Source organism: Neolewinella antarctica, from assembly GCF_011927835.1.
Taxonomy (GTDB): domain Bacteria; phylum Bacteroidota; class Bacteroidia; order Chitinophagales; family Saprospiraceae; genus Neolewinella; species Neolewinella antarctica.
Genome location: NZ_JAATJH010000003.1, coordinates 234,324 through 248,538, shown reverse-complemented (window position 1 = coordinate 248,538; position 14,215 = coordinate 234,324). Strand labels below are relative to the sequence as shown.

The 14,215-nt window shown below is 56.1% G+C and carries 14 protein-coding genes; 8 read left to right on the top strand and 6 right to left on the bottom strand.

The window, feature by feature from the left end; genetic code table 11:
• Nucleotides 1-2 precede the first annotated feature (2 nt).
• Nucleotides 3-1,355: a DUF58 domain-containing protein gene (locus GGR27_RS10915; RefSeq protein WP_168037483.1), complete on the top strand. Its 1,353-nt coding sequence runs from the start codon at nt 3-5 to the stop codon at nt 1,353-1,355.
• 123 nt (nt 1,356-1,478) lie between these two features.
• Here GGR27_RS10915 and GGR27_RS10910 read toward each other — a convergent pair whose 3' ends face one another.
• Entirely contained in the window at nt 1,479-1,847 is a 369-nt protein-coding gene (locus GGR27_RS10910) for a YraN family protein (protein WP_168037482.1), read from the bottom strand.
• Nucleotides 1,848-2,045: 198 nt separating this feature from the next.
• On the opposite strand from GGR27_RS10910, the gene GGR27_RS10905 reads away from it, so the two are divergent.
• Nucleotides 2,046-2,654: a hypothetical protein gene (locus tag GGR27_RS10905; protein WP_168037481.1), complete on the top strand. Its 609-nt coding sequence runs from the start codon at nt 2,046-2,048 to the stop codon at nt 2,652-2,654.
• A gap of 216 nt (nt 2,655-2,870) precedes the next feature.
• Here GGR27_RS10905 and GGR27_RS10900 read toward each other — a convergent pair whose 3' ends face one another.
• Nucleotides 2,871-4,151: an asparagine synthetase B gene (locus GGR27_RS10900; protein ID WP_168037480.1), complete on the bottom strand. Its 1,281-nt coding sequence runs from the start codon at nt 4,149-4,151 to the stop codon at nt 2,871-2,873.
• 204 nt (nt 4,152-4,355) lie between these two features.
• Between GGR27_RS10900 and GGR27_RS10895 the strand changes: the two genes are divergently transcribed.
• From GGR27_RS10895 to GGR27_RS10885, 3 genes are all read left to right on the top strand, one after another.
• Nucleotides 4,356-5,048, top strand: a complete 693-nt coding sequence (locus GGR27_RS10895; RefSeq protein WP_168037479.1) for a hypothetical protein — start codon at nt 4,356-4,358, stop codon at nt 5,046-5,048.
• Nucleotides 5,049-5,057: 9 nt separating this feature from the next.
• Nucleotides 5,058-5,918 carry a DUF92 domain-containing protein gene (locus tag GGR27_RS10890; protein WP_168037478.1) on the top strand — a complete coding sequence of 287 codons (861 nt, stop codon included), beginning with the start codon at nt 5,058-5,060 and terminating at the stop codon, nt 5,916-5,918.
• Between the two features lie 112 nt (nt 5,919-6,030).
• The gene (locus tag GGR27_RS10885) at nt 6,031-6,645 is read left to right on the top strand and encodes a TIGR04282 family arsenosugar biosynthesis glycosyltransferase (protein ID WP_168037477.1); all 615 of its coding nucleotides are present in this window, start codon (nt 6,031-6,033) and stop codon (nt 6,643-6,645) included.
• A gap of 369 nt (nt 6,646-7,014) precedes the next feature.
• Here GGR27_RS10885 and GGR27_RS10880 read toward each other — a convergent pair whose 3' ends face one another.
• Nucleotides 7,015-8,232: an AI-2E family transporter gene (locus GGR27_RS10880; protein WP_168037476.1), complete on the bottom strand. Its 1,218-nt coding sequence runs from the start codon at nt 8,230-8,232 to the stop codon at nt 7,015-7,017.
• Nucleotides 8,233-8,283: 51 nt separating this feature from the next.
• A complete protein-coding gene (locus tag GGR27_RS10875; protein ID WP_168037475.1) occupies nt 8,284-9,078 on the bottom strand; it encodes a hypothetical protein in 795 nt (264 codons plus the stop codon).
• Nucleotides 9,079-9,321: 243 nt separating this feature from the next.
• On the opposite strand from GGR27_RS10875, the gene icd reads away from it, so the two are divergent.
• The gene (gene icd, locus GGR27_RS10870) at nt 9,322-10,551 is read left to right on the top strand and encodes an NADP-dependent isocitrate dehydrogenase (RefSeq protein ID WP_168037474.1); all 1,230 of its coding nucleotides are present in this window, start codon (nt 9,322-9,324) and stop codon (nt 10,549-10,551) included.
• A gap of 201 nt (nt 10,552-10,752) precedes the next feature.
• Here icd and GGR27_RS10865 read toward each other — a convergent pair whose 3' ends face one another.
• Entirely contained in the window at nt 10,753-11,331 is a 579-nt protein-coding gene (locus GGR27_RS10865; RefSeq protein WP_168037473.1) for a hypothetical protein, read from the bottom strand.
• Nucleotides 11,332-11,541: 210 nt separating this feature from the next.
• Between GGR27_RS10865 and GGR27_RS10860 the strand changes: the two genes are divergently transcribed.
• Together GGR27_RS10860 and lptB are read left to right on the top strand one after the other, a co-directional pair.
• The gene (locus GGR27_RS10860; protein WP_168037472.1) at nt 11,542-12,699 is read left to right on the top strand and encodes a S1C family serine protease; all 1,158 of its coding nucleotides are present in this window, start codon (nt 11,542-11,544) and stop codon (nt 12,697-12,699) included.
• 50 nt (nt 12,700-12,749) lie between these two features.
• On the top strand, nt 12,750-13,493 hold the full coding sequence (gene lptB, locus GGR27_RS10855) for an LPS export ABC transporter ATP-binding protein (RefSeq protein ID WP_168037471.1): 744 nt from the start codon (nt 12,750-12,752) through the stop codon (nt 13,491-13,493).
• 207 nt (nt 13,494-13,700) lie between these two features.
• On the opposite strand, the gene GGR27_RS10850 is transcribed toward lptB, so the two are convergent.
• Nucleotides 13,701-14,198: a hypothetical protein gene (locus GGR27_RS10850; RefSeq protein WP_168037470.1), complete on the bottom strand. Its 498-nt coding sequence runs from the start codon at nt 14,196-14,198 to the stop codon at nt 13,701-13,703.
• Nucleotides 14,199-14,215: the final 17 nt, after the last annotated feature.

Genomic DNA, 14,215 nt, shown 5'->3' with positions numbered 1-14,215 from the left:
CCATGCGCGAGCAGTTACAATCCGCCTACGAACATTTCCGTTATTTTTACCTGAGCGATCGGTTTTTCATCGGTATCGCTGGGGTCGTGCTGGTCTCCATTGCTGGTTTCTACGCACCGTTCGTCTTTTACTTGGCCATTGCAAGCTTAGTAATACTTGTCCTGACCACGCTTTACGATGTCATTCTGCTCTACCGGGCGGCGCGGGGTATTTCGGCGAGTCGGAAAACACCAAAAGTTCTGTCACTGAGTGACCCGATGACGATTCACGTAATGGTTCGCAACGACGGGAAAAAACCCGTAAGGGCGGTGCTCATTGACGAGCTGCCCGAGCAGTTGCAAATTCGCGACCACGAGATCGCCTTCGAGTTGGGTCCCGACCAGGAGAAGAAACTAACCTACCCTATCCGACCGGTGCAGCGGGGGGAGTACGAATTCGGCAACCTCAATATCTTCCTGACCACCCGGCTAGGTCTGGGCGAGCGGCGAGTCGAAATTCCCCAGCACCGGACCGTCCCCGTCTACCCGAGTATCGTCCAGATGCGCCATTTCGCGCTGCGCGCGAAAACGACCGTCCCGGCACCCGGGCTCAGGCGGATGCGGCGCTTCGCTAAGAGTTACGAGTTCGACCAGATCAAGAATTACGTGCTTGGTGATGATTTCCGCAGCATCAACTGGAAGGCGACCGGGCGGCACCAAAAGTTGATGGTCAACCAGTACGAAGACGAGCGGGCCCAGCGCGTTTTTTGCGTCATCGATAAGGGCCGCACGATGCTCATGCCCTTTAACGGATTGAGTTTGCTCGATTACGCGATCAACGCCACCCTCGCGCTGAGCAACGTTATTTTGAAACGCCAGGACCGCGCCGGGCTCGTCACTTTCTCGGACAAGATCGGTACCGTCCTGCCCGCCGACAGCAAGCCCGATCACCTACGCCGACTACTCGAAGCGCTTTACCGCCAGGAGGAGCGGCAAAAGGAGAGCAATTACGACTTACTTTACTACGCTAGTCGCAAGCTACTCGGTGGCCGTAGCCTGATTATTTTATTTACCAACTTCGAAAGCAACTACGCGCTGGATCGCGTTTTACCCGGCCTGCGCAAGGTCAGCAGGGCCCACCAGCTCGTCGTCGTGCTCTTTGAGAATACGGAGATCGCCGACGTCGTTCACGCCAAAACGGAATCCGTCGAGGACATCTACCGGCAGTCAACGGCCCGCAACTTCATCCAGCAACGGCAACTCATGGCCGCACGGCTCCGGCAGAACGGCATCAAGGTCGTGCTCACCCGGCCGCAGGATTTGACGGGGGAAGTGATTAACAAGTATCTGGAACTGAAGTCGCGGGGGGTGATTTAACGCATTCGGGGCGCGGTCGCCGGTGCCCGGGTCACGGAGTAAGAGCAAGGTAGATGAGGCGAGACGTGAGAGATATACTACCCAAGTCAATTAAATAGGAAAGAACGTACTTGGCGGACATGATCAATGTAGACCGGGAAAGAAGGCATCTTCCAGGTGCTCCAGATCGTAGTTACCGTCCTTATACAGCAGAATCGAGATCACGTCGAAGCGAAAGGCCCACTCGTGGTTCGTTTCGTACATGTAGTTAGCGGCGGCCCGGGCCAGCAGTTGTTCTTTGCGGTCAGTGACGGACAGGGTTGGGTGGCCGTGGCCGAAACCCCGGCGCGTCTTGACTTCGACGAAGTAGAGGCTCTCCTCCTTAGCGGCGATGATGTCGATCTCGGCCCGTTTATAGCGGTAGCCGGTAGTGACGATCCGGAAACCCTTTTCCAACAAATAGCCTTCCGCGATCGCCTCCCCGATCTGGCCGGTTTCCTGGGTGTCCTTCATGCGACCAAATTAACGGTTCGCGCCGGAGTACCCCGTGCGGTGAGGCAAAATTTATGATTTCGGTTAGTCGCCACCCCGCCGCCAACAAAACACCGCCCGGCTTACGTCGTTATTGTATTCATCCGGAGAGTCATTCCGAACTGACTTAATTTAGCCTTTCCCACAGTACTCACTCCAACCTCATCAGAAATCAGCACGATGCATAAATCTATTTTTTTCCTCCTTGCCCTACTTACTTTTTCCACTGCCGCCTTCGCCCAGACGACGGAGGAGGAAGCGACGGACGACCTCGATTACTACAACCAGAAGCGGAGCACCAGTTTTGACGACGGGGGTGGGGCTTTTTGGTACGGTACCGGCGCGCAACTCGGCTTCAGCGGGGGCAACGGGACGAGCTTCTTCAACATCGGCATCACCCCGATCCTTGGCTACAAAATCAACGACATCATCAGCGTCGGGCCAAGGGCGGGCCTGACCTTCAACCGGTACAAGGACGAACGTTTTAATCAAGACATAAAAGAAAGTTTCTTCCAGTGGAGCGTCGGAGCATTCGCCCGGGCAAAAATCTTTCGGGGAATTTTTGCCCATACGGAATATAGCCTCGTGAATGAAGTTGACGGATTTAGTCAAAATGGTGAGCCCGTTCGTAGTACCAGAGCAGTACCCTTCCTCGGCGCCGGCTTCAACCAGGGTGGTGGCCCCGGGCAAATGGGTTTCGAAATTCTCGTCCTGTTCCGGTTGACCCAGTCTGAGTTCATCAACGACAGCCCGTACGAATTCCGGACGGGAGTCAATTTCAACTTTTAGTGTAACCCATCAAGAATATCGATAATCAGCGAAGCACGGTCCAGCACCGAGCTTCGCTTTTTGTTGGTACAGACTTCGAAAAACTATACGCGCTCCTGACCGAGTGAAACGAGTCTCTCTGCTCCCAAACTAATTTGCCTCGCACCCGCGACCGCGCACTGAAAAAGGACGCCTCACTTACGTGGGACGTCCTTTTTAGTAGATTGCAACACGGCATCATTTAGTCTTCCGCTTCTGCTTCTTGGCCGCCGGAAAGAGAATATTGTTGAGGATCAAGCGATAGCCGGGGCTATTGGGGTGCAGGCTCAGGTCCGTTTCCGGGTCGTTGACGAAGTGCTGATAATCAGCGGGGTCGTGACCGGCGTAGAAGGTAAAAAAGCCCTCGCCGAAGTTGCCGTGGAGGTAGCGGACTTCGTCGGCCGGCTTGTTCTCACCGAGCACGAGAATGTCGGATTTAATCATCCGCTTGTTGAAAGCCGTCGTTTGTCCCATGAAGCCCTTGACCGTTTTGAAATGGTTCTGCGTGAGCATCGTCGGGACGGGGTCCCACTTGGCGCTGAAGTCGAATAGCGTGAAGTAGTCCTGGTCCTTTGACACCCGGCGGGGGTTGTGATCGATGTCGCTGAATTCGTATTCGAGCGGGTTGCGGCGGAGTTTGAAGTCCTGGAAAGCAAACGTCTTCGTGTAATCCAATTTACTCTGGGCGGTGGGGTCGACGGGGTCGCCGTCGTACATCTCGGCGCAAATATCGAGGCCGTCCGCCGCCAGGGCGATGTCGTAGCTGTCCGTAGCCGAACACATGGCGAACATGAAGCCGCCGCCACCGACGAACTCCCTCACCTTTTTCACCACGGCCAGCTTAGACTGGCTCACCTTGTTGAATCCGTTCTCCAGCGCCAGTTTCTCCTGGTAGGCGACCTGGCGGCGGTACCAGTCGGCCGTGTGGTAGGCCCGGTAGAACCGACCGTGCTGGCCGGTAAAGTCTTCGTGGTGGAGGTGAAGCCAGTCGTACTGCGCGAGCTCTTCACCGAGGACTTCCGTATCGTAAACCGTTTCGTAGGGGATTTCCGCGTAGGTGAGTACGAGCGTGACGGCGTCATCCCAGGGCTGTACGGAGGTGCCCTCCCGAAAGTTGAACGTCGGCGTGTAGACGGCGATCTTCGGTGCTTTTTCCAGCTTCATCGCGTCCATGTTCTTCTCCGGGTTCGCGATGTCGGCAATGATGGCGTCGAATTTAGCATCGGGGATCACTTCGTACTTCACGCCCCGCGTCAGGCACTCCCGTTCGAAGGCGCGGCTGTGCTGAAAGGCAAAACTCCCGCCCCGGTAATTGAGCAGCCACCAGGCGTCGATCTCGCTGTCCAGCACCCAGTAGGTGATGCCGTAGGCTTTGAGGTGGTCCGTCTGGGTGTCGTCCATCGGGATGAGAATGGTGGAAGCTCGCACGGTAAGGGTGGCAACGAGAAAAACGAGTAGCAGAGAGAATTTGCGGAGCATAAGCTTGGGAGAAGTAGGCGTAATTGGGAACAAGATAACGCTACGTTGGGGGCGATAGGTGTCTGCCCTACGTTATAATGGCCTTAAACGTGGCGGGTAAACGGTACGTAACCGGTAAACACTTTGCTACGATTTGTTTTTTACCTTTACAAAACCTACATTAACGACCGCTCACGGTGCCCCGGGCACCCGCACCCGCTACCCATGAAGAAGCAAAAAGTCAACCGCAAGTACAACTTCCCCGACGCCGACCTTTACCAGATGTGCATGGACGCCATCCGCCTGGCCAAGCGCGACCTCGATAAGTTCAAAGCCTACAGCTACGACGGCCGCCGCCTGAAGGGCTACCACGACCGCTGCGGCCGCTTCATCGAGGGGCCGGACGACGACGAGTTACTGGGCGACCAGATGATCGTCACCGATAAGAAATACGAGGCTTCCGAGAAAGTGCGCCACGCCATCCGCTCGGTGATGACGCGCGTGCGGATGAAGTTCAGCAACCGGACGGGCCGCTACCGCAAGTTCGGCACGGCCAAGATCGGCGACATGACCGACGCCCAGCTGTTGTTCTGCGGCCGCCGCGTGATCCGCGTCGCCCGCGCCCAGTGGCCCTTTTTGGAAGAGACCGGCCTCAGCGAAACCCACCTCGAAAAGCTGGCCAACGCCTGCAAACGCTTCGAACTAGCCATGAACATCCAGCAGGATAAAGTGGCCGACCGCGATATTGCCGTCGAAAGCCGCATCGACATCGGCAATGTGCTCTACGACGAGCTCATTAAAGTGTGCGACATCGGTAAGGACATCTGGGCCGAATCGGACCGGGCGAAGTACGACGCTTACTGCATTTACGACAGCAACAATGAGCAGAAGATCATTGCCAAAACTAAGGGGGCGTAACTTGGCGGGGTGATTTACGAAATCTTGGAATACGTTATTTTAGGAGCCCTCTGCTTCGCCTTCTACAAATGGACGGTCGGCAGACGGAGCCTCACGCCCAGGGCGGCGCTGACGGCGATTGGGATGGCGGTGATTATCTGCTTCCTACTCAGTCCTTTCTATTTGTTGCCCTTGTTGCTTTTCTTCGGTTCCAGCGTATTGATCGGAAAGTTACTACCCTCGCAAAATCAGGCTGCCGATCAAAAGCAGGGGAAGGCGCGCGATGCCGTGCAGGTATTGGCGAACGGTGGTTTGTACACGTTAGTGGCAATAGTAGCTTGGTACAGTCGAGAGTACCTCAATTCCGACGTGCTCATTTGTTTCCCACCCTGGATGCCAGATGATGAATACCTGTATTCTCTGTATGCGCTTGCCGCCATCGCCACGGCGGACACCTGGAGCAGCGAAATCGGGCAATACTTTAATCAACCTACATTCGACGTCGTGCGCTGGCGGCGCGTCCCGCCCGGACTGAGTGGCGGCGTAAGCGTGGCGGGGACGCTGGCCGGCGCGGCGGGGGCGGGTTTGATCTCCCTGATCGTCTTGATCGACCCATTTGTATTTAATAAAAATTGGTTGATCGTCGTGGTGATCGGCTTCGTCGGGATGTTGATCGACAGCTTACTCGGGTCCTTACTACAGGTAACTTATCGAAATCCTGAGGATGGTACAGTGCTCGATAGCCACGTACCCGGAAGCCACCAGCACGGTGGGTTTGCGTGGGTAAATAATGACGTGGTCAATGCCCTGTCCTTGCTCCTCGGTTTGTTATTATTCTACTACTGCCTCTTCCCGCTTTTCGGGCTTCCGACTTGCGGAGAGCTGCTCTAAGTAGTTGGCGCGGCCGCGGGATGCAGTGGTATTTGAAAACAGCGAGGTTCCTGCGGCCAGTGGATTTCAAATTCCCTTTAACTTACTTTGTACCTCCCCAAACTAGCCCACCATGCCCTCCCCCTCCCCCGCGCTCATCATCATGATCAAGAACCCCATCCCCGGCAAAACCAAGACCCGCCTAGCCGCCTCGGTCGGCAACGACGTCGCGTTAAAGATGTACGGCGTGCTCACCAACTGGACGCGCGAACAAACTACCGGGCTCGGTGACGACGTCACGCGCTACCTCTATTATTCTGATCACATCAGTTCCGACGACGCCTGGCCGGAAGTACACTTCGATAAACGTTTGCAGCGGGGCGACGACCTCGGCGCGCGGATGGAGAACGCTTTCGGGGAGGCGTTCGAGCGGGGTCACGACCGCATCATCATCATCGGGACGGATTGCCCCGGCATGACCACTCAGTACCTAGCAGACTCCTTCCGTGCACTCGCTACGTGCGATTTAGTCGTCGGCCCGGCACTGGATGGTGGCTACACTTTACTGGGTATGACGAAACCAAATCCTGAGCTTTTCCGCGAGATGACCTGGAGCACGGAGCGGGTATTACCGGAGACACTCAAAAGAGCCGCTGAATTAAGCTTACAAGTAAATGAACAAGCTCCCCTATCCGATGTTGACCATCTAGAAGACTGGCACAGCTACGGCTGGACGGTACCGAGCTAAATACTACACCGGCATTTGTAGCGTTTGAAATATTTCTAATTGGGTTACAGAAAGTTATTTACGTTTCGGTTAACTTTGCAGTTCCATTGAAGGAAAATTTATACTACGACAGTTCATTTTGCGCTTGTCCTTTATTCCAGCTAGCCGATAAATCAAATCGTTTTCTTCAAGAAACTCTTGCAAAGGTCGACCTACCCTAAGAATTCAAAGATTTTGACAGTGTGTTTTCCGCGTGTCCCGGAGCCTTGATGTTACATCGGCTCCGGGATTTTGCTTTTTACACCATCCGGTTTGTCGCAGTTTAGTACCCAGTGCGCATTCTGGACAACTATTCAGTGACCGTGCTTTGTGGTATCTACCTCTGCGCAATCACAGTAGATCCGGTGGGACGGTATTAATCTTTCCGTTACGACTCAGGAGGATCGCTACGTTACGCGTCGTGGGAAACTGGGCACAGATGATGATGATGGCCACCGTGATCGGCACGCTCAGCAGCATGCCGAGAATACCCCACAACATCGACCAGAGAATCAGCGACATTACCACCACGAGCGGACTGATATTCAACGTATCCCCCATCATACGCGGCTCCAGGATATTGCCCACCGCCACCTGAATGGCGGACACGCCGAGAATAATGATTAAAAATGGCGTCAGCGTATCGAACTGAACCAGGGCCAGAAACCCCGGCATAAAAGTTGCCACCACTGAGCCGACGGTCGGGATGAAGTTGAATATAAAAATCAGGAAACCCCAGAACAGCGCGTAATCAACCCCTACCATCATAAAGACGGCCCAGCTCAGCACGGCCGTAATCAGGCTCGTCAGGGTTTTTACCCCTAGATACGTACGCATGGCGGAGTTAATATGTCGCAGCGTGATGGATAGGCGGTTAGCCTGGGTGAGGTCTAAACCAAGTGCCCGCATCTTTTTACCGAATGCCCCCTGCTCGATCAGGAAAAAGATAACGTACAGTAACACTAGCAGCAATCCCCTGGCAAAACTCGTTAGCGTACTAAGCACTTCGGTGCTGTAGGACCAGAACATCCTGTCCAGTTCTAGCTCCGCGATCGTGGGGGCTACCGTCGTCGGGCGGATCATGGCGTAAACCCGGACAATTTGGGCGTCGATTTTGGGGATGTACTTACCGCTGTCCTCCACAAAGCCCTGCACGGTGGTCACGATGGCGTTACCGACGAAGTAGATCGCCAGGCTAATAAACAACAGGGACAAACCCAACGTGACCGCCTCCGGAATCTGGCGGCTGAAGAAGGGCAAGCGGTGAAACTGCTCGCTGAGGAAGTTAACCAGGTACCAGACAACCAAAGCCATAAAGATCGGCACCAGGTACGCCTTGCCCACCACGATGAGCGCGAGGATAAAACTAATCGTAATGAGCCAGGCGGCTACCTTAGTTACCTTGATGGGCGCTGGTTTTTCCAGCAAGGGCGGCAAATTCTGCTGGCCGGTGTTCACGTCTACGGCCGATTCGGAGATGTTGACCGTGGTGTCCCCACTTGAGTTGACGTCCAGCGTATTTCCGCCAGCTTGCTTGCCCCCATCCCCTGCACCTGCGTCCGCGCCCATCGTTTTATTCTTGTATGCTTAGTGAAGTAAGTAAGGATTGCTGCCGGCCGACTAGTTCTCGTAGATAATTTGTCCCTGAGAGAAATCTTCGATGAAACTAAGGCAGTTCTTACGCGGCCGGCAGATCAAATAACCGCGACAATCATACAGGTATTGCCCCTCGGCGGACTCCAGCAAATAGGCAAACCGCCCTTCGCGCCAGGGAAACCGCGTGATGTAAGTCGCACCGACGGACTGCGCCGCCTCGACGAGCCAGCGCGCCGGCTTGTCGTACCCCTCACAAACTACCGGGCGGGGCAGACCGGAACTGACCCGCAACAGACGCATGCACGTCACGCGAACCACGGCGTCTTCGTTTTGGCAAGCCGTTTTTTCGTAATCCTTCATGTACTCGAAGCCAATGCTGATTCGGGTGCCGGCCTCCAGCACGTCCCCCCGGGGTCGAATCCCGACCCGCAATAAGGCCCCGTCGTCCGTCTCCAGCAGCACGCCACAGCCATCCAGGCCGTCGTAATTACGTACTTCCACGGCCAGGGAACATTTGTTGCGCGCCCGCGGGAGCGCGGGTTTGGGGGTGACGGAGCGCTGCACGAACGGTGCGTAAAGTGTTTCGGCAATGTCGGGCGGGAGGTAGGGACCGTTGGGGGACACTGGCTCGGGCTGATCCGTTGCTGACTGCTCGTCCACGGGTTGCTCGCCACCGGGCGCAACGTTTCCGTTGCCAATTACTTCGGCTAGCTCGGTGTCATCATAGGGCTTACCGGCCGGTTCCTGAGTGACGGGCTGGAGGGATTTGCAGGCACTAAAGAGGAAAGCGAGGGCGAGGAGGTACCAAAAAGACTTCAAGTGGAGGGCGATTACGGATTACGGAAACGAGGCACGGCACGGAAAGAACGATTTCCGTCACAAATTTTGTTATTTTTGCCCGCCCTGACGTGGTCAGGGTAAGATAGTCGGCTATTTTGGTAAAGATCGTAAGATTTTATCCAGTTAGCGATCAATTTACCCGGAGCCCCCGCAACGTTAAGGTTTTACGTGGGTTCTATCTCCCGACCCATCCTATTTAAACCAAAATACCCCTCCTCAAACATGAGCGGAACTAAAATTACCCTCGCCGGCGGCAAGCTTAGCGTACCCAACGACCCCATCATTCCCTTCATTGAAGGTGACGGCATCGGCCCCGACATCTGGGCGTCGGCCAGTCGCGTGCTCGAAGCCGCGGTAAACAAAGCATACGATGGCAAGAAATCCATCGTCTGGAAAGAAGTTCTCGCCGGACAGAAGGCCATGGACCAGACCGGAGAGTGGCTACCCCAGGCAACCCTGGACGCCATCGACGAGCACCTCGTCTCCATCAAAGGCCCCCTCACCACGCCCATCGGCGGCGGCATTCGGTCGCTGAACGTAGCCCTGCGCCAGAAGCTAGATCTTTACGCCTGCGTGCGCCCGGTGCAATACTTCAAAGGCGTCCCCAGCCCGGTTAAGCACCCGGAAGACGTCGACATGATTATCTTCCGTGAGAACACGGAGGACATCTACGCCGGCATCGAATTCGCTGAAGGCACGGAGGACAACGCCAAATTTCTCAAGTGGCTCAAGGACAATTACCCCGAGCGCTACGCCAAAGTCCGCTTCCCCGAGACGACCGGCATCGGTATCAAGCCCGTCAGCCAGGAAGGTACCAACCGTCTCGTGAAGGCCGCGATCCAGTACGCGATCGACAATGATAAGGACAGCGTGACCCTAGTGCACAAGGGCAACATCATGAAGTTCACCGAAGGCGCTTTCCGCGACTGGGGGTACGAAACCGCTGCGCAAGATTTCGGTGGCGAAGAACTCGACGGTGGGCCGTGGCACGTCATCAAAACCGAAGACGGCAAGAAGATCACGATCAAGGACGTTATCGCCGACGCGATGCTCCAGCAGATCATCCTCCGCCCGAAAGAGTACAGCGTGATCGCCACGCTGAACCTCAACGGTGACTACATTTCCGACGCCCTCGCCGCCCAGGTTGGTGGCATTGGCATCGCCCCCGGCGCTAATATCAACTACAGCACCGGCGTCTCCATCTTTGAGGCTACCCACGGCACCGCACCGAAGTACGCCGGCCAGGACAAGGTGAACCCGAGTTCCGTCATTCTTTCCGGTGAGATGATGTTCCGTTACCTCGGCTGGACCGAAGCGGCTGACCTGATCATCAAGGGCATCGAAGGCGCCATCGCCAAAAAGCGCGTCACGTATGACTTCGAACGCCTCATGGACGGTGCTACGCTTCTGAAGTGTAGTGAGTTCGGTGACGAAATCATCGCGAACATGTAATTGAGATCCCGTCCGAATCTGAGCTGATTTAACGAGATAACTTCTGGGCCCCCGATCTTCGGATCGGGGGCTTTTTTTTGGAGCACGCACACAAAAATGCCGAACTAATTTGAGGCTGAACCACTCGTTTTGCGCAGCAAAAGACTTCGCCTGACGAATTTTGTGTTTCTGTGCTTTTGTGGCTAAATCAATTGCGGTGCTTTAACCGACGGTCTCAAATTCTACCACCTCGATCCCCTTCATCGTTTCCTCAAACCAGATGAGTGGTGCCGGATTTTTGTCTCCCGTTGCGGTGTCACACTTGAAGAAAAGGTAGAATAGTTGCCAGTAGGGGCCAATGCGTTCGCGGATCGCCTCGATGCGCGCCTCGCACTCGGCAAAGCGGTGATAGAGGTGCGCCATGCGCCAGGCGTAGTAGGCATCGTCGTGCAGTTCTACTAAATTGAGTAGGTATTCATCGTCGCAGTAGCGAGCGAGAAATTGGCGGGCGTAGACGGCGTGGTGTTTGGTCCAGTCGCGGGGGTTGCCCTTGTGCTCGATGTTTTTGAAAGTGTCGTGAACGAAAGTCACCACGCGGAGTTTGCGGCGTGTTTCGGCGTCGACGGGTAGTGCGTCAACGTTGGCGTTGACCTCGACGATGTGCGCCAGGATCGTTCCTTCCGGATGACCGTAGCGGGGGACGCCCCAGAGCAAACCACGGCAAAAACCATCGTCCTGAAGGAAGCTAGCCTCCAGGGGAGTCTCGGGTTTAAGAATGGCGGTAATCTCCGTACGGGTCAAAACTAAAGTAGATCGGTTTAGTGCAATACTACGGGAAACATTGGAAATTGCGGGTAAGTTGAGCGCAGAATGGTATTGATATTGCCTAAGGTGGTGGGGCGCGGACGTAGATGCGGGGTATAAACGGAGAGTAGCGATGAATGTAGCCCCTCCCGGACTCATCACGCTCTCGGGGCAACCAGGTGCGCTAAGCAGCCGTTACCATTCCCGATGCGACAGTTCTTACTACTCTTCACGGCTGCCCTGATCGGCGGTATTCTCGCGGCTACGCTGGTCCTCTTCTTCGCCCCGGTAAATAGCAGCCCCGCTCCCCAGCCCGTGCGCCCGGCACCCGCGACCGCGCAGCCCGTCCCCGCATACTTCACGAGCACGACCGATAACTTTTCCGGCGTGCCGGATAACCTACCCGACTTAAAAACCGCCGCCCGCCGGGCCACCCCCAGCGCCGTCCACATCACCGCCCGGCCAAAAAACCTGCCGATCGAACGCGTGAAGCGGCTGTTCAGCGAGCGAGAAAACGAGCCACCGGTCGCCGGCGGCGAAGGGTCCGGTGTGATCTACAACGCGGCCGGCTACATCGTTACCAATGCCCACGTCGTCAGCGGCGCGGGAGAAATTTTGGTCCGCACGGCCAACCGCCGTACCTACCAAGCGACCCTCGTGGGTCAGGACCCCAAATCTGACTTAGCAGTCCTAAAGATCGCCGGCGACAAATTTCCGTACCTGCCCATCGCCGATAGCGACCTCGCCGAACCGGGCCAGTGGGTACTCGCAGTGGGTAACCCGCTCGGCCTCACGAGCACCGTCACCGCGGGCATCGTCAGCGCCAAGAGCCGTAACATCAGCTTGCTGCGGGGTCTGGACGCCATCGAGTCTTTCATCCAAACCGACGCCGCCGTCAACCCGGGCAACAGCGGCGGCCCACTGGTCACCGCCGACGGCAAACTACTCGGCATTAACACCGCCATCGCCTCGCGCACGGGCCGGTTTCAGGGCTACAGTTTTGCCATCCCCAGCAACCTCGTCAAGCGCGTCGCGGACGATATTATTGAATTTGGAAGCTACCGCCGCGCCTTTCTCGGCATCGACATATCCACCCTTACCGACCGGGATATTCGACGCCTCCAGCTGCGCAACCGCACGGAAGGCGTCGTTGTGGACGGGCTCGTCGAGGGTGGGTCCGCCGAAACTGCGGGGCTGCTCATCGACGACGTAATCATCAACGTAAATAAACGGGTGATCCGCGATTTGCCCGAGCTCACCGAAATTATCGGCCGTGCGAAAGTTGGTGAAACGTTAAACATCGCGGTGATTCGCAACGGCAGCCCGGTAGAAGTAATCGTTCCTTTGCTGCGTCAGCCAGAGTAATCCGTAGCGGAGCTCAGCCGCCAGCCACTCATCATATTAATTTAACCCCCATGCTCCTTAGGTCAGATAACCTCGTTAAGAAATACGGCAGCCGCACCGTCGTCAAGGGCGTGAGCTTAGAAGTGGCGAGGGGAGAAATAGTGGGGTTGCTGGGCCCCAACGGGGCGGGCAAAACGACGACGTTCTACATGACGGTTGGCTTCATCAAACCCAACGAGGGCCGCGTTTACCTCGACCAAGAAGACATCACCAAACTACCCATGTACAAACGCGCGCAGCGCGGCATCGGCTACTTGCCGCAGGAGCCGTCCGTGTTCAGAAAGCTCAGCGTGGAAGACAATATCGCCGCGGTGCTAGAAATGGGCGATTTGAGTAAGGCAGAGCAGAAGGATAAGCTGGAATACCTGATTTCCGAGTTCCGCCTGGAGCAAGTCCGCAGCTCCAATGGCGACACACTGTCCGGCGGCGAGCGGCGGCGCACGGAGATCGCCCGGGCGTTGGCCACCGACCCCATGTTTATCCTCCTCGACGAGCCGTTTGCCGGTATCGACCCAATCGCGGTCGAGGACATTCAGTACATCGTCGCCAAGCTAAAGACCAAAAACATCGGCATCCTGATCACGGACCACAACGTGCAGGAGACGCTGAGCATCACCGACCGAGCCTACCTGATGTTCGAAGGCAACATCCTCAAGGCCGGCACGGCGGAGGAGCTCGCGGCGGATGAGATGGTGCGGAAGGTTTATTTGGGGAAGAACTTTGAGCTGCGGCGGAAGGTGATTAGAGTGGATTAGGCGGTAGGCGGTAGGCGGTAGGAAGGTAGGCGGTAGGCTAGTAGGCGGTAGGGCTGCCGCTATTGCTCTTCGCTCGCTGCGCGAGCTCACGCTAAGGATATGCGAGTGGGTGTGGCAAAATGCATTTATTTTCGAGGTTTTCGAAACCTACCGCCTATTGCCTACCAGCCTATCGCCTACTACCTCCCTACCCTACCGCCTAAAACACTAATGATTGTGCCCGTGATCTTCACCAGCACCGTGTACGTGGCCGGAATGATCACCGACAAGTTCCTTGGCCATGGCGACGGCGGTGCTGATGTTTGCCTCTACGCCGGCGATTTCTGATGATTCGTCGCGGATGTGGGCGGTGATCGCGTCATTGTCCATCGATTCGCGGAGTTCCGCGAGGGGCTTCATGTCCTGCATCCACTCCATCATGCCGTCGTTGGCATCTTCGAGCTGCTCGTAGGCAGCTTCGAGGAGGGTGACGCGGTCTTCGGGGAGGTTTTCGTCTTCAAGTTGTTCCTTGATGGCGCGCTGGGCGGCGGTGACTTCACCCATTTTCGGCATAATACGGTCGTGGGCGGCCACCATGTTTTCGTAGGCGGATTCTTGGGCTACGCGGGAGGCTTCCATGGCTTCGAGCTCAGCTTCGGAGCTAATGGATTTATCGCCACAGGCGGTGAACAGAACGAGTGCGAGGAGGAAAGAAAAGTATTTCATAGTTACGTAGTTAGTGG